The sequence below is a fragment of the Adonisia turfae CCMR0081 genome (genome assembly GCF_011009555.1).
Classification (GTDB): domain Bacteria; phylum Cyanobacteriota; class Cyanobacteriia; order Phormidesmidales; family Phormidesmidaceae; genus Leptothoe; species Leptothoe turfae.
Window position 1 is genome coordinate 4,230,203 of record NZ_QXHD01000004.1, and the last position, 18,542, is coordinate 4,248,744.

The following is an 18,542-nucleotide window of genomic DNA, read 5'->3' on the forward strand; positions in this document are numbered from 1 at the left end:
AGTCTGATGCCGTAAGGCTTGTTTCAGATGAAAACGGGCATCGTCAAGCTGCCCAAGCCGCAGAAAACCAATTCCTAAGGTAGTACTGGCGTGGGCCAATTCCCGTTGAAAATAAGGCCGATAGTCTTGGAGATTTTCATCCTCCATAAACTGTTGATGACAAAATGTAGCAGCTTTGCCCTTACGGATTTTTGCCTGAATATTACGGCTTCCACTAACCATGTTTTCAGACTGAGCATGCACCCGATAATAGGCCAAGCGCTCATCGCAGTAGTAGGCCCCTTTCCCTGAACGGCAGGCTAGATAAGCGATGTAGTAATCCCAAAACACCCCTGCCTTAAATAGCTGCTCCCAAGGTACAGCAGCCCTACGAATTAATGCAGCGGATGCGGTAAAGACCGCCTGATCAACTAAACCAATCTTCCAGAAAGGCTGATAAACACCTTCTTGTAGGTGATGACGTTTTTCTTTTTGAGTCTGTTTTTTACTGGCTGACCATTGGACAATACCATTGTCATCAATCACGTAATAGTCACAGAACGCCAGCACTAATTCTGAATTTTCTTCCAGCGGCTGCACCAGTGTTTCTAGAAAGTCGCTGGCCCAGCGATCGTCGTCGTTGAGACTGGCCACATATTTGCCATTAGACTCAGCAAAAGCATAGCTCGTGTTTAAGCCAACACCCAGATTTCTAGAATTACGTCTGAGGCGCAGGCGGGGGTCTTGAAATGAATTAACCATGTCTTCCGGACTGTGATCGCTACAGTCATCCGAAACAATGATCTCAAGATTGGCATAGGTTTGATTAACGACACTTGCGATCGCTTCTTTTAAATAAGCCGGACGATTATAGGTGGGAATAATCACACTAATCAGTGGCAGTTCTGAATTATGCGTTTTTTCTAAAGGATTATCCATCATCAAAAGAGTATTGAACTAAGAGGTGGCTAATGAAGGCACGTTAACTGTTGAATTTGATGCCAAAGCAGCTCGCGCATGGTTTTGAATCAGCTGAATAACGTTGGCGCGATCGTACTGCTGAGACGCTTGTTGGTGGGCAGCAGAGCCCAGACGTTGACAGAGATGATCGTTGCTCAACAAGTCAATGCAGGCTTGCGCCATCCCCTGGGCTGACGTTCTAATCAGTACATCGTCACCGTCATTGAGAGATAATCCTTCAGCGCCAATGGAAGTGGAGACAATGGGTTTGCCATAGGCTGCGGCCTCAATAATTTTGACACGGGTGCCGCCACCCGACAAAATTGGGCAGCAGACTATTCGGCTACGGGCATAGAGCTCATCCAAATTTTCAACAAAGCCAGTAAACTCCACTCCCGGAATTCTTGAGTGATAGCTGCGAATATTCTCAGGATGGGTGCCAGCAATGATTAACTTAGCATCGGATCTGACCTTGGTAATCTGGGGCCAGACTTGCTCAATCAAAAAGTTAGCGGCATTGAGATTAGGGTAATAGTAATAGCCGCCGAGAAACATGATGGTAGGTTCAGGGCAGAGGGATTGTGGCTTGGGAATTGCCACTGCATTGGGCACGCTCACCACTCCCTTTAGTCGTCCTTGCTGAGTCAAATATTGCTGATCTAACTGAGAACAAACAAATGTGCGTAGAGCTGTTTGCACGCTGCGCCGTTCTCCCCACCAGAGGGCAGGAATTTGCAAGTAATAAAGCTTTGTTATCAATCGAGTGGGCGGCTGACGAATCTGACGGGCAAAGGAAATATGTTCAACATCATCCAGGTCAAAGAACAATGGCGGCAGGGTTTGCTGAGTTTGCAAAATAGGCGTCATTGATTCTAGGCGATGGCAGAAAACTGCATCGGGCTGCCGTTCTAAGCAAGTCTCTAAAGCCTTTACCTGTTTAGCCGCGCTAGTTGCCACAAAGTTCCCCTGGGCACGATAGTCAAAGATGGGGGCAAACTGTCGCTGCCATTTGGGTCCTGAATTGTCAGCTGTGTGTTGCGGGCATAGGAACAGGTTAATGGGTGCTCCCCAATGTTCTGATAGGGCTTTTTGGTGAGTTGCGATCGCATCCACAGAACAATCGACATCCGCTGGCACATAAAACAGGACGTCAAGCTGTGCCATCGCCTTCAACGCATCCAGAAATAAATTAAACCGCCTAAAGGTGCCCTGAACATCTCGTTTAAGATCCGTAGGAAATCGGCAAGAAATAAGTAAGATTCTCATGGAACTAAGCACGATCGGTATTGAGCAACGGCGACAACGTTTGGGCAGAACTAGGGACAGCCCGGCAAAGGTTTTGCCAAATCTCTATATAGTTCTGGAGCATTTTTTCTTCAGTAAAGTCCTGAGCGCGATCGCAGGCATTATTTGCCATCTGCTTCATCTCGTCAGGATGTTTAAGCGCCCAGCGAACAGACTCCAGCAAATCACAGCTATCCCCTGTTCTAAAAACAAGCCCATGGATTTGATGGTGGATCACTTCTGGAATGCCACTGGCATTGGAGGTAATAATCGGTAAACCAGATGCCATCGCCTCTGCTATAGCAAATGATTGTCCCCCTTCAAAATGAGTGGGAAATACAAATAAGTCAGATGCTTGTAACAATTGGGACACATCTGAACGATAGCCTAAAAGAAAGACTTTATCTGTAACCTGATACTCATTTAGTTGACTCTCTAGAGTCCCTCGCAAATCGCCATCACCAACCCAAATGAATCGCACATCGGGAAAATCTCGAATAATGTGCGAAATCGCTGGGATTAAATCACAATGGCCCTTTTGAAAATTCAACCGACCAACGGTGATCAGTAACTTGGTCGTATCAGGTAACGTCAGCTCGTCGAGAATTTGCCGACGACATGTTTGCTGCTGAGCAGCCGTTAATGGAAGAGACGCATCTGAGTTAGCACCGTTATAGATACACGTAAGTTCGCTTTCAGGAATTTGAAACAGATTAGATAGTAAACGTCTATTATTTTGTGAAATCACCACCCACTGTTGCTGACGAGTTCTAACCCAGTTATAAAGCTTAACTCGCCATTGATTAACCGGTATCTCCAGTGGCAAAACCAATCCAAATCGTACAACCGTTGGAATCTTCAACAGTCCACAGGCAAGGATGCTGGCAAAACAATATTCTGGAGCAGGCAAGGTGATTTGAACAACATCAGGTTTAAGCGTCATCAACAACCGTAGTGTTCTAAAAAAACGAGGCACATGTCGAGCAATGCCCGGCAGCCAGTTTCTATCTTCAGCAATGGAGAGTGGGTGATAGGTTACACCGCTTTCCACAAAATCTTGAATTAGTGAAGCCGTCCCATGCACATTGGGAAACGCAGCATGCACATCCCATCCATGCCTTACAGCCCCTCCGGAAACTGTGAGGTTATATTGCTCCACACCTCCACGTAATGTGGAGGGGAAAATCATGAGTAGCTTTTTAGGACTAGATTCCATCGATGTAATAATACGCTAAATAGTTCTCTAACCTATGCCTGGAAAAGGATTCATCTCTGCCCAGAAATATTTGTCGTCCCCATGACTAGCGGTCCTGTCAAGGACTTGCCATCATCTGCCTTATGCAAAACATCAAGAATTAGCGTTGCTAATTCATCTCCTCGCCTAGAATAACTAATCTTTCTCTGCGTCTCGACCCTATCGACCACTAACGTTTCGCCTACCATATGTTTAGCCATTAGCTGCTCAAGCACCTGAGCCATCGCCTTCACATCAAAGGGATTAACTAAATGCACACCTGGCTTATCACTCAAATAGTTGCGATTCTCACCGGGTGGCACAGCGGCCAAAATGGGGCGGTCAGTCATCAAATACTCGTAGGTTTTGAGCGATATGCGATCGCCAGGAGTTCCGTCAAGACGATCGGGTAAAGGCATAAATAACAAATTTGCCGATTGCAGTTTCTGGAGTGCGTCACTGTATGGCACCGGTCCGGTTACAGTCACCACATCAGATAGATCCTGATCCTTTAAAACGGCTGACGCTGATTCAAATTTATTGCCGTAGATCTTTAATTTGATCTTACCTGCCCAATCAGGATTCTGAGCAACAACCTGTTTAATAGCACGACCAATAAAAATAGGGCTTGAGCTAGCAGGGTTAACGTTGACATTAAAGTACCGTCCCCAGTTCATCCATGCGTGACGTAGCTTCTTAATAACGCTCTGATTCGGGAAGTTCAAAAATTCTTCCCAGCCTGTCATACCACCTGTGAAGACAATTTTAAAATCATTTGAGACAGCGTTACTGCCAATAATCCCTTGAAAATCTTGAGGATCAGCCCCGCCACGGATAAGGTGAAATTTAGAATGTTGCTCTTTAGTCTGCCTAGAACATACCTGTTCTAAACTTAGTTGTGATACATAAACAATAGCATCAGACTGTCTAACATAAATGTCTTCGAGCCAACGGTTGAGATAGTAGTGAAGTTTAGTTGGAAAAACCGCATAGAGATCATCACAGGTTGAAGGTTCACAGACATTAATAACCAGAGGTTTACCCGTCAGCCATTTCAGCAAAATACCAATGAGGCCTGCAGAATAGGGTTTGAGGAAGACAATGATTAAATCAATATCATAGGTTTTGATAACGTTTATGCCTTTGAAAACAGCAGGCAACAACCAAAAAATATCTTCATCAGGCCAAACGAGCCAGTCTAAGAGCTTACCAAACTTAATGCCCCGAATGAATCTAAGTAGTTTACCTGGATACCAAGAACGAGCAAAATGGATATGCGCTTGGTCTAAAGTAGCTTCCTTATTGCCAGACAATACATGAATTTGCCAATCTTTTGGCAGATATTTGAGTGTTTTGCTAGAGCGAATTGCGGTTGGATTTGTTTCTGGTGGAACTTTTTGAGATATCGACAACACAGTTCTAGATTTACTGCTCATAGCTAAACTCACAATTGATTATGGATACAAAATCAAAGTCGATTTTGAAGAATCGTTCGACATCAACACTACTTAATCACTTAAGGTTTTAGCCAGCCATCATTTTCGCAAGTAGATTCTGGCCTAAAAGCTCTCTATTTTCACGATATCTTTCAATTTTCTCTTTAATAGGATTCATCTCATCAACCAATATATTAAGCTTCATAACTTGATCTGAATCACTATGAATATCTAAAACCAGTGATGCTAATTCAGCATCTAGGAAAATACCGGTGACTTTGCTTTGGCTGTTGCTATCAATAACAGCAAGCGGCAATGACCCTGCCATAATCGTAAATAGAAGCACATGTAATCGATTGCTAAATACCATCAGTGCATTGGAATATAATTCAAGTGCAGCTTGAACATTGAGTTTTTGATCAACAAACTCAACATCATAAGGCTCAACATATCTCTGTACTAATCGCTGACAAAAATCAGAATCACGATCAACTTGATAAGCCACAACTAGTCTTTTTGACCATTGTCTACAAACCAAATCTACGACCCTATCTAATACAATAATAAGATTCTCTTGATAGGCATTTGAGGTATCGCAAGAATGGGCAGACTCTCTAAAACTGAAAACAATATATTCTCTATCCATAGAAGGCTTTATAGCCGTTTGGAAGCCAGACCGAAACAACCAAGCCAGATCGGGAAAATGTTGTATCTGGCACATCTTCATTTGGTGAGCCAGGCTTTCAGAAATGCTATCTCGAACCCCATAGAAATATGAAAAACGTGAGACCCATTTCACAATCTTTTGATTATGATCTGACAATTCACCAATAGAAAATCCTAATCTACAAAGTCGAACTCCTAATATACGAAGCAATAGAAAATATAATATCCATTTTCTTGAGCCTAAATATCGACTATTATCAGAAAGATGTCCTGGCCCCAAAAATAGATATGTTTTTGAGGATTTTAACTGAAATAACGATTTTAACTTTGATTTGATTATCAAACGATTAAATCCGTTTTCATAAAAACTTGCTCGCTCATCTAATTCAACTCCTAGCTCTTGGCAATACCAATCGGGAACCCCATGATCATTTATTACTACTTGGCCATATCCTCTTAACCTTTCTAAGAGAGTTTTATTAATAATCAGATCCCCTAAATTTCCATATTGTGTGCGGGCTTCATAGAAGATATGTATGTCCTGTTTGTCTAAGTCGTGATTCTTTTTACTTTGCTCTTTAAGTGTGGGCATAGATTTTAAGGTAAACATCATTTTTAATTCCAAAATTCTCTTTAAATATCAAACTATATTCACAAAGGCTAGAAAATATATTTCTACTTGAAGAATTGAATTAAGATAAAAATATTCTAATTCCCAACAAAATTTACTCTTTACTTTTTCAATTCATATGGGCTTACCTTTTGCACCTGAATATGCTTTGGCATTATCAAGGCAACGATAGTGTGTTTGATCTCTGAATTTAATAACTCTTCCCGGTTGGTTACCAAAAACAGCAAACGATGGCACATCTTGGGTGACAACAGCACCCGCACCAATGATTGCTCCTTCACCAATGCTTACACCTGGAACTACAACTACATTTGTTCCAATCCATACGTTGCGCTCGATGGTTACTGGCTTAAATTCATATGTTTCATCATAGGGAAGGTAATCTCCTTCATATCTATGATTAGCAGAGTGTACTACAAAATTACGACTGATATGGGTATTTTCACCAATAACAATGCCTCCACGAGCATCAATATATGCATTGTCACCAATATGAACATTGTCATGAATTTCTAGTTTTTGGGGCTGCACTATAGCAATACGACCATTAAGCCTAACTGCCTTTCCACAATATTTTATTTGAGCAATTGTACGTCGATTGTTCTCTTCTAAAATAGCTGGTTCAGCCCAAAATACAAGCTTAACAATCTCTTTCCCTAATGCAAATTTTATTCTCTTAATTAATTCAAACATATTACTATGCTCAATATGAATGCTTACTTTCTCTTTTGCAATGAATTTGGCAAAGAAGATAATGTGAGACGGTATGTCTGACTAAGTAAATTTGGTGATAAAAACATGACTCCAAACAAGTAAGCGACTGTTCCTATTGTCATGTATGTGATTAGGGTTATGTATGCATTATTCCAGTCATAAAATATTCGCTTTGCGCCTAGGATAAATGCCATCATTAGGAGACTGCTTAGCAATGGAGTTATGTATTGGGAGAAATATTTTCTAAAGTCTATATCGATAAGTTTTTTTATCAAAACTAAGAATACAGGAGAAAATATATATACACAGATGACATAAGATGCGGCAACTGCGGTGATTCCCCAACGTACAGATATGAAAAAGCCAATAACATTACATACCGTAATCATGAAGATTACTCGCAGTCTCCACAAGGGTTTATTCATCGCTAAAAGTACCGTCCCAGAGAAATACTGCACTGATTGTAGAATGCCAATTAATGCCAATATCTGCATGACGGATACACTAGGTAACCACTCAGGCCCAAACAAAGTTTGGATAAGTTCTGGAGCAAGCACTGCCATCCCTAAAAAGGCAGGAAACGAAACAAAACTCGTATATCGAGTGACTCGATAAAAAGCATTTCTCATTCTCTCTGGTTCTTTTTGCAGTCGAGAAAATGTAGGCAATGCAACTTGAGCTGTGACATTTGTTAGGAGTTTAATCATGATTAACAGCAATCGATAGGCTACATTGTAATAGCCTAAAGCAACTGTTCCTAAGAAGTAGCCAATTAACAAGTCATCGGAGCGGCGGTTCAAAAAGTTTAGAAAGTTAAAGCCAATGATATTGATGCCAAATGAGAAGAGTTCTCTAAAATGTTGAGGAGAAAACCTAAATCCTGGCCGCCAGTCGCTCGAACTCCACAACATTAAGGCTCCCGTTGAGCCAAATACTATTTCTTTAATAACCAGACTCCAAACCCCTAACCCCATAAGGGCAGCCCCAATGCCCGCTACCCCACAGGCTGCCGTTGCCACTAAAGAACGTGCTGCAAAAACCTTGAACTGCATATTACGTTGCAAGATTGCAGACTGCACGCTACTTAGCCCTGCAAACAGAAAACTGATGGACATCCACCGAATAATCGGTGCTAGCTCTGGCTCACTGTAGAAGTTTGCAACAGCTCCAGCTCCAGCTAAAACAGCTAAAAGGAACAATGCTCCCATCAATACACTGGTCCAAAAAGCTGTATCTAGATGCTCCGGCTCCAGCTTATCTTTTTGAATAATGGCTTGAGCAAAGCCTTGATCCAAAAAGATCTGCATAAAATACATAAATACATTTGCCAGAGCTACTAAACCAAAGGCTTCAGCACCGAGCAGCCGAGCTAGCAACAGAAAAATTGCAGTTGAGACAAGCTGAGCCCCCCATTTTTCTATAGCGGACCACATTGCCCCTTGAATTGCTTTCTGTCGCAAACTCATAAGAAACTACTCACATCTAAGAAAAGAAACAAGGTAAGTAAGCAATACGTTAGAACGCACCAAATCCTGTCATGACTTTAGGGACTGTCATTAGCAACAGTTTTAAATCTTCCTGGAATGTCCACTGTCGAAGGTAATCCAAATCCATTCGATTGACCGATGTCAGATCGCATCCTTGAGAGCGGGTCGTTACCTGCCACATGCCGGTCATACCAGGTAACGCTCTCAATCGTCTCCGCAATACTGGTTCAATCCGTACCGCATCATATAGAGCCCAAGGTCTTGGTCCCACTAAACTCATCTCACCGCGCAACACGTTAACCAGCTGAGGCAGCTCATCTAAGCTAAATTTTCGTAGCCAACGACCCACCCCTGTTACCCGTGGATCTTTTTCCAGTTTATGTAGGCCGGTCTGATTCCTCATAACCTTATGGTGCTGTGCTTCGGCATCTGTCTTCATACTGCGGAACTTGCAAATCTGAAACAGTCTGCCTTGGTAACCCACTCTCCACTGACGAAATAAGATAGGCCCAGGAGAATCTAATCGAACCCATAAAGCCAATAGCCCCATTAATGGGCTGAGTAGAATACATAGGAAAGATGCAACTAACCAATCTGCCAACCGTTTTACTCGCCAGAGGATGGGTTGTCGAGCCTGGGGTAAATCGGGAGCCAAAGGTACTCTCAAATAGACCTGCTTTTTAGTAGCGCTACAAATATCTGCCCAGGCAGTAAACTTCGATGATTCTAACTGTGGGTCAAGATATACTCGCTTGACAGGTGAGCGGCGCAGACAGTCTCGCAACCACACTTTATTGCTGAGAGCAGGAATCTCGGGTTCTAATTTAGACGAGCGAGGCTTTACGATTAATGCATCTTTTTCCCAAATCAATGTACAGTTTTCAAATGCAGATGGTGTTCTCTTGGTAGGTGGCACTTGAAAAACAATGGGAGCCTTTAACAAAACTGTAGAAGTTGTCATACGTCTGAAGAGTCTCTTAATAGAAAGCCTGATTCAAGTTAAGCCTGTTGCCTAAAAACTTGTCTTAGATAAACTTATAGCAAATAAATCTCCATTTGGTATGTCCGATTAACTACAATTGTGTCAATTCAGTGACTGAACTAGTAGAGTAAAGTCTAGCTGCGCCAGAGCATTACGGGCTCTTTGGAGAGTTTTGAAGAGCCATTTCGCTCATAATGTTTCATAGGTCGCATACTCTCGCGGTGACCATTGGCGACAATACCAATGGTATTTACTTGATCCAGCATGGTAGTGGTATGGGTTAAATCAGCCTGAGTAATGCGATCTAGGCGGCTGACAATAATGGATGCGTTACACATGGATGCCAGCTGTAGTCCATCAGCCAGGCCTGAAATAGCAGGGGCATCAACAATCACAAGATCATAATTTGCTTCAGCTTTTTCTAACACCTGTCGCATTTGTTGTGAGCTTAGAAGCCTCATGGGGTCTTCAGGTACCGCTCCTGCCAGCAGAACATCAACACTGGTGCCGGAATGAGACAGAGAAACAGGAGAAATTTTTGTTTTATTCCACCGTGCCAAATTTGGATGCAACAGGGTTGATAAACCCTGAACATTTAATAGACCCAGATATTGATGCAACGATGGATTACGGAAATTAGCATCAATCAACAACACCCGTTGGTGAGATCGAGCTGCACTAAGCGCTAAGCCAATGGATAATGTTGTTTTCCCTTCTCCCATCAGAGCCGATGTGACGAGTAAAGAAGACAATGACTGAGAATTGGTCAGCTGAATAGTCTTATAAATCAGATCGACAGCGTCTCGAAATGGCTGACTTTGGCTGAGGGCAGGAGAATCCGCAGGAGCCCGCTCAGCATCCAGAATGGTCAGCAAGGCATCGGCTTTGCGGGTGGGTATTTCAGGAATCACCCCTAAGAGAGGCAAGGCAGCTTGTTTTTTCAGCTCATCCGATGTACGTACCACCGTGTCTATCGCTTCTCGACCAAAGGCTAACCCACCGCCAATGAATATACCAGCCACTACACCCAACAGTATGTTTTGCTTGGGTTGAGGTGAAATTTGTTCACCTAGCTGTGAAGGTTCAACAATATCCCAACTAAAACCACCCTGAGCTAATTCATTACTTAGTTCTTGGCGTAGTTGTAACAGTTGTTCCAACGATTGCTGTTGTATTTGAGCTTCGGGTTGAATGCGGTCGTATTCTGCAATTAAGCTAGGGAATTTAGAGAGTTCAGATTTTAATTGTTGCGCAGCCTGTTCTAAACCATTTTTTCGTGCTTTAAAACGCTGTAAGCTAATCGTAGCCTGCACCAGCTCAGCGGCCAATCCCAGTTCAATTTCACCCAACTGCCCTTCGGTTAACAACGCCGTTTCATCCAGATTAATCTGTTGTGGAATATCACCTAATACCCGTTCAACCTCTGATTGCAACAGAGAAATATTTCCCTCCCGTCGACTTACCAGATCCTGCACTCCGGGATCAGCTTCTGCATAAAGTGATCGCCGTTCCTCTAACTCTAGCTCGGTTGCCTGCAATGCATTTAAAAGCTGCTGATAACGCGATGACTGACTTAAACGTGAAGCAATCATCGCCGATTGAGGATCGGCGGCCAGTTGATCTTGCAGGGAATTATATTTAGCCTGAGCATCTAAAAATTCAGTCTCGACATCCACTTTCGATTGCTCAATCTGTCTGAGGGATTCAGCAACCGTCAGTGATTGCTGCTCTGGATCAATCAGGTTCTCTGACTCGCGAAACTCTTTTAAGGCCTGACGAGACACAGCAAGATTTTCTTGCACGCTTTCTATTTGCTGATTAACCAGGGCTAATCCTCGCTTAAGGCGCTGCTCTTGCTGATCTTTGTTATAGCTTAAATAGACATCGCCTAATTTTTCTAAAAACCTTTGAACAACTTCTGGATCCTTACCGGTAAAGGTTGCTTTGAAAATACCAGTTTTGGCATCGCCTTCAGCCACCTGGGATAGGGTCAACGCCTTTTGAAAACCATCAGCACATTCTGATAGTGGGGCTGACGCATCACATAGCTCTGGATACTCAGACTGAAGCTGTTCAACCGTTTTTTCAACAAAGGACTTACTGCGCATCAGATTGAGCTGAGTTGCATAGTCTGTTTGGGAAGAGGATGAACGTCGCCCTTGCTGTTGTCCGTTGGTGATATCAACCGTCTGACGATAGTTAGGCTCAACTAATAACTGCATTGAACTTTGATAAAGAGGATCTTCTTTTAAAGTTAATGCGATCGCAATCCCCACCGTCCCTAAAACGGCTCCACCAAACCAGACAAAGCGTCTTAGCAGTATATTCAGAAGCTGACCATAGCCAATCTCTGTTTTATCTGAGGAGGAGGAAAATTGTGATGTTCGCATATCTGTGTTGTTATTCGCCATCAGATTTATCGAGCTGCGCTAACTATCGTGGCCACTATGCAGATGGAGTTAAAACTGGAGCAACGGCTTTATGTTTCGCGTAAGCTTCTTCAATAATTTTCAGCACCCGTTCAAAAAAAACTTTCTCAGTAAAATTCTTGAGCACATGCTCGCGAATCTGACGATAATTCCAGTCGATGGTATCGGCTCTGAGCAAGGCCTGATGGACAGCTTCTGGAGATTGGCGGTAGAAAAAGACGCCTGTTTTCCCAGGCAACTGTGTGTCTAACACCCCTCCAGCACCGTAAGCAACAACAGGGGTACCGCTAACATTTGCTTCAATAGGCACCAACCCATAATCCTCGAGGGCTGTAACAATTACCGCTTTAGCTCTTGACATCAAGCTTTTACGCTGATCATCACTGACATGACCCAAGAAAGAAATATTGGGTAGAGCAGCCATTTCTAATCTCTCTCTCTCTGGGCCATCACCAGTAATAATCAGTGGCCACCCTAACCAGTTAAAGGCTTCTACTACTACATCTACACGCTTATATCCCAATAACCGAGATGACACCAGGTAATAATCATCTTTCTGATCCGAAAATTCAAACTGGCTGATATCAATTGGATAGTTAACGGTAACTGCCGGTTGCTTATAGGTTTCTTGAATGCGCTCAGTGACAATTGATGAGTTAGAAATATACAGGTCTGGTTTTTGGGCATGTACAAAGTCCACTTCTCTCAGCTTTTGGAAAATTGGCTGAATGATTGGCATCAAAGTCTTATAATTTTTGTATTGATCAATATAGGTACGCGTATCCCAAAGAAAACGAGTGATATTATGACAGAAACAAATGTGGTACGCATTAGGACGCTTGATCACTGACTTTGCAAAGCTGGTTGTACTGCTAATAATCAGCTCATATTGTTGCAAATCTAAGGCTTCAAAAGCTGGGAAATAAAAGGGAGCCAGCAATCTAAAATTCTGACTTGCTCCGGGGATCGCCTGAAGCTTAGTCGTGTGAACAGGTCGGTCACCCAGATTAATCGTATCTTTCGGACTATATAATGAGGTGTAAATATCTGCGTCTGGAAATCGTCTGCAAAGAAGCTCAAATACACGCTCTGCGCCGCCTCTCTGGGTAAGGTAATCATGCACCAATGCAATTTTCATACTAAAACCAATCTCTAGAAATAATCACAATGTTGAATTAGTAACAATCTAGAGGGAACAAAGATCCTTGAAGAATCTCTATTTATGGTACTGAAGGTCGTTGTTTGTCGACTCAATGCCCACACTTTCCTAAATGCCCAACAAACGCAAAACAAAGTTTAAAGGTGATAAAACCGAGCTGAATGCATCGCCTACACTAGCAACTCCAGAACGTTGGACAATAACCGTGTCGTTCGGGCGTAAGGATGGGTTAGTTTCCTCATTAATCCCTTGAGCAAAATCAATGTCGATATCGCTCTGGGATACTGTACCGTTGAGATTTAGGCGAACAAGTCTTACGGTTCCTTTTCGAGCCCGATTATTAAACCCACCTGCAGCTAAGATTGCTTGATTAAGCGGTGTATTGGGGGGGATCCGAATATTGCCAGGAGATTCTACTTCCCCAACAACATTTACGGAAATCTCATCAGGTGAAAAGCTAGCCGTGGCTAGTTCAGCTGCTTCATCTGAATTCAGATTGCTAGCCGTAGGAATGATAATGCGATCGCCATCTTGCAACTGCAAGTCTTCATTGAGATTACCTTCTTTTAGGAGATTCCACAAATTGACGGCAACTGTTTGGGATTTATTTTCCTTATGACGTTGATCAGCTAATAAAGTAGCACTCGATACTAAGGCAGCTGATGAGCGCGGCAGCCGACGTTGCACTTCAATTTGGCGAATATCTGCTAACTGGGTGATTCCCCCTGCTAACTCAATTGCCTGGGTCAAGGTGGGGATATCTTCAGCTGCAACATTTGTACCGCTCTGCGCGGAGATTCGATAAGAGCCAGGTCGATGGACTTCACCAGCGATGGCAATCTGAATAGGACGCGTCTCAAGCACACTCAGGGTAACCACAGGACGCTGAACATAGGGTTCAAGGGTTTGTTCAATCTGAACTTTTGCTTGCTGGAGAGAAAGACCTTCAACATCAATGGCTCCGACGATGGGAATATTTAGATTGCCACTGGACAATACTCGAAATTCACCACTGTAGTCAGGGATGTTAAACACATCTACGCGTAAGTAATCACCAACACCCAGGATGTAGGATTCTCCTACTGTAGGATCAGGGGCCGCCAACTCTGATGAACTCGATGTTTCGACAGGCAAGGGGGGTAACGACGGTTCAGCTGGAGTCGTAGACTGGGCAACCGCATAGCGGCCTGCAGATTCTCCTAGAACCAGGCACATCAGAGTCAGCTTAATCAGAAATATTCCTCTAGTTGAAAAATGCTTTTTCATGATGACTGCCAACAATAAATACAAACATCTAGATGCCTAAAGCGATCGCATCATCACTGATCACAGATGTAAACCACATGCAAGACTCTTCCCACCACAGGGCTAGAGAATTTAGGCAGTGATAACATTGAAACTTGAAAAAATCGTCAAGAACTGCACGCTAAGAATCAACAGAGCCACATACCCATAGGTATCCTACAGATATCTAACTAAAACTCTGCCGTCTACTACAGTTCTTATTTTTTGGGATCACACACTATAGATGAAAAACCAGTCTTCGTAAGCTTACATACAGGACAACAATAAGATCTAGCCTTAACTAACCATTCAGGAAACAGTGACTCGTGGACTACCGACACAATCTGCTTGTGCACTCACCCCAAGAAGGGAAACGGAGTCGATGTAAACATAGTACTTAAATGTCATCTAGTCAAAATTTTGCTTGCCATTCTGGCTTTTAGGCGTTCTCATATGGGGAAACCACGCTTAAAACTTAAAAGCCACGAGCATGAATGACGATTATCAGGTATCTAGCAAAAATAGAAGACTTTTAGATTCACATAGACATTGTTGACTGTATCTAACCATAGATGCGTACAAGAAAAATTTTCTTAGGGGCTTTCAGAAATGAAAACAGATAAACATTCTGAAGCACTAAGCGTTAGTAATTAAACTGCATATCTGGGTCTAACATAACCTAAATTTTAAAAATGAGCTACGTATCTTTATATTCTTTGTGCGGAGTTTCTGTAAAGTCAGATTTTGCTAATGCTAATGCCTAAAAAGTTACCTATTTAACATTTTTCATTATCATCAAAAAACAATAATTGCAATGATCTTGGTACATGTTTTCAGTGTTATTTAGGCGGCCATGGCTTCACTCAGTATTGCCATGTTAGTTTTTTAGTGTCACAAGCTAAAGTCCTGATATCAGGGAAGTCTGGCTCCAATAATTAATCAGGTTTTGACCAGGAAAACCGGCAAGTTGACGGATCAACGGTCTATCAATTCGAAAAAACATCCAACTAGATTGAGTTTTTGCTGTTGCTGATTTAGGGGAGAAACTGAGCAATCTATTAGAATATCAATCCATAACCTGAAGGATGAAATTATGCCGAGGATCAGCGAAGCCAGTTTTTTTACTCTGTTATGACCGACATTATTATTAGTAGGTCTTACGAAGTTTATGGCGGTTAGCATAACATTGAGTACGTTGCAATGATCACTGACATAGAACCCTATGTTTTTGATCGTCTGTATAACTAGACAGCCGAGAAAACATTTTTGCTAAAAAATATTTAAAGCCTTAGTTATTAGAGAACTTTGCAAGTGATGAAGACCTACCGCAACGTGGAAATAGCAATCACATTCTCTTTTGTGAGTTGATGTAAGCACTAACGAAGTGACAAAAGGCACAACGTAAAATCGCTGACGAGAAACAATTACCTCATCTAATGTCCTACTGAATTTAGATGAGATCAGCAAGACTTACCGTTGTTGATTTAGAAAATGGATCGATCTGGCAAGATCACTCTACATCAATGTTTTTTCACTTAAATCTTCCCAAGGATCAGCAATGGCAAAGATCTTATTCTCTGAAAACGGGGTATCAACTCAAATCGAGACGTTTTCCTAAGCATGGTACTCAGAGGTTAGTAGCCAGAAAGAAGTCAGTAGCCAAAAATCCCAGCTTCAATTGATGCCGCTGAAACTGTTATGGACAGAGAGTTATGAATAACTTCTTATTGTTGTGCAAGAGGATCTAGTGTCACTTAATTCTCCCATGCGTAGGAATGTTCCTATTTTTTTACTGGCCTCATCAATCAGCACAATTATGGGTTTATTATGAGATGTTGTTACCGATCCGGCTGAATAGAATCATAGTTCGGAGCAGCAACATTTTAAATTATTAAGCTAATATTCCTTAAAGCACCTGTGATACCTGTCAGATGCTGAATACAGTAATTTACCTATGTGAGATATACGAGTCTTTATTTCACTAGTAGAAGGAAATTTTATCAAAAAGATTTCATTAAGAAGCTACTGGATTCATAAAGTTAGTAGGAATAATTCTATGGACAAACACGGCATAGGATTTTTTCTTACCCATGGATGATATATGGCTTGAGCCGCTGCATGATCAATAAATGCAATGGCTCAAGATTGATTCTATGCCAAAGGTCTTTGGAGGCATCTAGGGGACTCATATTATTGCCGTTTCTTTAGTCCATACGTCTTGACTATGGTATTTGTTAGCACCAAACCCACCCTGCCACGCTGGCTCTGCGAAAATATTTTGTTAGGGAATCTACCTTGGCAACATGGTCTATGTCAGGCTTACAGTCATTTCAGCCAGGTTTACACATTGCACGATGCCTATTTGCTAGGAACGTATCAAAGTGCAGAAACCTATGGTGAAACTGTTCTTTGTTTACTATGGGATTCATTGTGGCTTCCCGAAGCCATCACCCGTCAAGCCAATCAGAACGAACCGATTTTTTTACTGATTAAGGCCACTAAAACCCTGGGTATCGCCCTATCTGAAGGGACATTGCCTAAACCGGAGAAAAAGCCCCAACGCATCCTTAAGGCAGAGCATGTTGAAGTAGACGATCAAACCGTTTTAGTCATTGACGATGTTCAAGGCAATACGCTGACGATTGTATTTGCTGGTCAGATGCATTTTCTAGCTGTCGATAACAAGCACCGCATCATTGATCTAGATATCTAGTGGTCAGCACAGACCGTTACACTAGGGTCAGGTAAACAAATGTAAACATGACCCCATTGGTAGAATCCCACACACATTATGGCCCATCCAAGGTGCTTGTCGTCGGGGCGGGTATTGGCGGGCTGACAGCTGCAGCTTTACTGGCCAAACGGGGTTACCAGGTTCGTGTTTTTGAACAGGCCCTGGTGCCGGGGGGCTGTGCGTCTACCTTTCGACGACGGGGGTTTACCTTTGATGTCGGTGCGACCCAGGTTGCTGGCTTAGAACCAGGGGGAATTCACCATCAAATTTTTTCAGAATTAGGGATAGATCTACCGGCAGCTGAGCATTGCGATCCGGCTTGTGCCGTTTTCTTACCCGGAGAAACGACGCCGATCAATGTTTGGCGGGATCCGCAGCGGTGGAAAACCGAGCGTCAACAGCAGTTTCCAGGTAGTGAACCGTTTTGGCAAAAGCTGAGCGATCTATTTAGCTATAGCTGGCGATTTCAGGCCAGACAGCCGGTGTTGCCACCGCGCAATCTTTGGGATGCTTGGCAGCTGGGCAATGCACTGCGACCGGATACGCTGCTGACAGTGCCCTACACATTCTCAACCGTGGGCCAACTGCTTAAAGGCTATGGCCTCTATGAAAATCGTCGACTAAAAACATTTTTGGACCTACAGCTCAAGCTCTATTCCCAGGTGGGTGCAGATGAAACAGCTTTGTTATATGCGGCAACAGCCTTGGGCGTATCCCAAGCGCCGCAGGGGTTATTTCATCTACAGGGCAGTATGCAGGGGTTGAGCACCGCATTGGTAAACGCAATCAAACAGTTTGGCGGTCAGGTTTTTTTGGGACATGCCGTTGAGAAAATTCAGCTAGAGAATAATCGACCCCGGTTTGCCCAGGTCCGCCATCAGAAAACGGATGACATCTGGTTAGAGTCTGCCGATCATATCGTCGCTAATGTGACCGTGCAGAATTTAACCACATTGCTGGGTGAGCAAACGCCCCAAGGCTATCAGCGGCGGGTGGATAAGCTGATGCCGTCATCGGGAGCGTTTGTGGTTTACCTCGGTGTCGATCAAGCGGCGATTCCTGAAAATTGCCCACCGCATCTACAGTTTCTCTATGACTATGATGGCCCAATTGGGGAGAATAACTCGCTGTTTGTGTCAGTCAGTCGATCGGGAGATGGTCGTGCCCCTGAAGGCAAGGCAACGATCGTGGCGTCGTCATTTACGGATGTGCAGGCATGGCAAAAGTGTGATGACTATGGGGCTTTGAAGGCTGAGTATGAACGGGATGCGATCGCAAAACTAAACCAATACTTCAACCTGGACCCACAGCACATTATCCACGCTGAATCGGGCACTCCCCGCACCTTTGAGCGCTACACAGCTCGACACCAGGGCATGGTAGGCGGCATCGGTCAGCGGTTATCGACCTTTGGTCCCTTTGGCTTTGCCACCCGGACGCCGATTCCTAAGCTATGGCTGGTAGGAGACTGTGTGCATCCAGGGGAAGGAACCGCTGGCGTTAGCTATGCAGCCTTAACCGCAGTGAGGCAGATTGATGCCATGGAGCGGTAGGTATAGCGTG

General features: G+C 43.3%; 13 protein-coding genes. 2 read left to right on the forward strand and 11 right to left on the reverse strand.

Annotated elements, in window-relative coordinates:
- From DXZ20_RS22315 to DXZ20_RS22365, 11 genes are all read right to left on the reverse strand, one after another.
- Positions 1-921, reverse strand: a 921-nt coding sequence (locus DXZ20_RS22315; protein WP_163703583.1) for a glycosyltransferase family 2 protein, incomplete at its 3' end; no start/stop codon positions are given.
- A gap of 15 nt (positions 922-936) precedes the next feature.
- Positions 937-2,205: a glycosyltransferase gene (locus DXZ20_RS22320; RefSeq protein WP_163700806.1), complete on the reverse strand. Its 1,269-nt coding sequence runs from the start codon at positions 2,203-2,205 to the stop codon at positions 937-939.
- A gap of 4 nt (positions 2,206-2,209) precedes the next feature.
- The gene (locus DXZ20_RS22325; protein WP_163700809.1) at positions 2,210-3,439 is read right to left on the reverse strand and encodes a glycosyltransferase family 4 protein; all 1,230 of its coding nucleotides are present in this window, start codon (positions 3,437-3,439) and stop codon (positions 2,210-2,212) included.
- Between the two features lie 50 nt (positions 3,440-3,489).
- Positions 3,490-4,893 (reverse strand): glycosyltransferase, encoded by a 1,404-nt coding sequence (locus tag DXZ20_RS22330; protein ID WP_163700813.1) that lies wholly within the window; start codon positions 4,891-4,893, stop codon positions 3,490-3,492.
- A gap of 88 nt (positions 4,894-4,981) precedes the next feature.
- On the reverse strand, positions 4,982-6,151 hold the full coding sequence (locus DXZ20_RS22335; protein ID WP_250565879.1) for a polysaccharide pyruvyl transferase family protein: 1,170 nt from the start codon (positions 6,149-6,151) through the stop codon (positions 4,982-4,984).
- A gap of 153 nt (positions 6,152-6,304) precedes the next feature.
- Entirely contained in the window at positions 6,305-6,883 is a 579-nt protein-coding gene (locus tag DXZ20_RS22340; protein WP_163700818.1) for an acyltransferase, read from the reverse strand.
- A 23-nt stretch (positions 6,884-6,906) separates the two neighbouring features.
- On the reverse strand, positions 6,907-8,370 hold the full coding sequence (locus DXZ20_RS22345; RefSeq protein WP_163700820.1) for an MOP flippase family protein: 1,464 nt from the start codon (positions 8,368-8,370) through the stop codon (positions 6,907-6,909).
- Positions 8,371-8,419: 49 nt separating this feature from the next.
- On the reverse strand, positions 8,420-9,352 hold the full coding sequence (gene hepC / locus DXZ20_RS22350) for a heterocyst development glycosyltransferase HepC (RefSeq protein ID WP_163670894.1): 933 nt from the start codon (positions 9,350-9,352) through the stop codon (positions 8,420-8,422).
- A 155-nt stretch (positions 9,353-9,507) separates the two neighbouring features.
- Positions 9,508-11,784 carry a GumC family protein gene (locus DXZ20_RS22355; RefSeq protein ID WP_163700823.1) on the reverse strand — a complete coding sequence of 759 codons (2,277 nt, stop codon included), beginning with the start codon at positions 11,782-11,784 and terminating at the stop codon, positions 9,508-9,510.
- Between the two features lie 34 nt (positions 11,785-11,818).
- Positions 11,819-12,940, reverse strand: coding sequence for a glycosyltransferase (locus DXZ20_RS22360; protein WP_163700826.1), 1,122 nt, complete (start codon positions 12,938-12,940; stop codon positions 11,819-11,821).
- A gap of 129 nt (positions 12,941-13,069) precedes the next feature.
- Positions 13,070-14,227 (reverse strand): SLBB domain-containing protein, encoded by a 1,158-nt coding sequence (locus DXZ20_RS22365; protein ID WP_163670900.1) that lies wholly within the window; start codon positions 14,225-14,227, stop codon positions 13,070-13,072.
- 2,242 nt (positions 14,228-16,469) lie between these two features.
- Between DXZ20_RS22365 and DXZ20_RS22370 the strand changes: the two genes are divergently transcribed.
- Together DXZ20_RS22370 and crtD are read left to right on the forward strand one after the other, a co-directional pair.
- On the forward strand, positions 16,470-16,958 hold the full coding sequence (locus DXZ20_RS22370; protein WP_006519472.1) for a hypothetical protein: 489 nt from the start codon (positions 16,470-16,472) through the stop codon (positions 16,956-16,958).
- A gap of 47 nt (positions 16,959-17,005) precedes the next feature.
- Entirely contained in the window at positions 17,006-18,532 is a 1,527-nt protein-coding gene (gene crtD / locus DXZ20_RS22375) for a C-3',4' desaturase CrtD (RefSeq protein ID WP_163670902.1), read from the forward strand.
- Positions 18,533-18,542 lie beyond the last annotated feature (10 nt).

What these genes read in the sequence shown, in the direction of transcription:
- DXZ20_RS22320 (WP_163700806.1), bottom strand. Translation starts at nt 2,205, where the DNA reads ATGAGAATCTTACTTATTTCTTGCCGATTTCCTACGGATCTTAAACGA.
- DXZ20_RS22325 (WP_163700809.1), bottom strand. Translation starts at nt 3,439, where the DNA reads ATGGAATCTAGTCCTAAAAAGCTACTCATGATTTTCCCCTCCACATTA.
- DXZ20_RS22330 (WP_163700813.1), bottom strand. Translation starts at nt 4,893, where the DNA reads ATGAGCAGTAAATCTAGAACTGTGTTGTCGATATCTCAAAAAGTTCCA.
- DXZ20_RS22335 (WP_250565879.1), bottom strand. Translation starts at nt 6,151, where the DNA reads ATGCCCACACTTAAAGAGCAAAGTAAAAAGAATCACGACTTAGACAAA.
- DXZ20_RS22340 (WP_163700818.1), bottom strand. Translation starts at nt 6,883, where the DNA reads ATGTTTGAATTAATTAAGAGAATAAAATTTGCATTAGGGAAAGAGATT.
- DXZ20_RS22345 (WP_163700820.1), bottom strand. Translation starts at nt 8,370, where the DNA reads ATGAGTTTGCGACAGAAAGCAATTCAAGGGGCAATGTGGTCCGCTATA.
- hepC (WP_163670894.1), bottom strand. Translation starts at nt 9,352, where the DNA reads ATGACAACTTCTACAGTTTTGTTAAAGGCTCCCATTGTTTTTCAAGTG.
- DXZ20_RS22355 (WP_163700823.1), bottom strand. Translation starts at nt 11,784, where the DNA reads ATGGCGAATAACAACACAGATATGCGAACATCACAATTTTCCTCCTCC.
- DXZ20_RS22360 (WP_163700826.1), bottom strand. Translation starts at nt 12,940, where the DNA reads ATGAAAATTGCATTGGTGCATGATTACCTTACCCAGAGAGGCGGCGCA.
- DXZ20_RS22365 (WP_163670900.1), bottom strand. Translation starts at nt 14,227, where the DNA reads ATGAAAAAGCATTTTTCAACTAGAGGAATATTTCTGATTAAGCTGACT.
- DXZ20_RS22370 (WP_006519472.1), top strand. Translation starts at nt 16,470, where the DNA reads ATGGTATTTGTTAGCACCAAACCCACCCTGCCACGCTGGCTCTGCGAA.
- crtD (WP_163670902.1), top strand. Translation starts at nt 17,006, where the DNA reads ATGACCCCATTGGTAGAATCCCACACACATTATGGCCCATCCAAGGTG.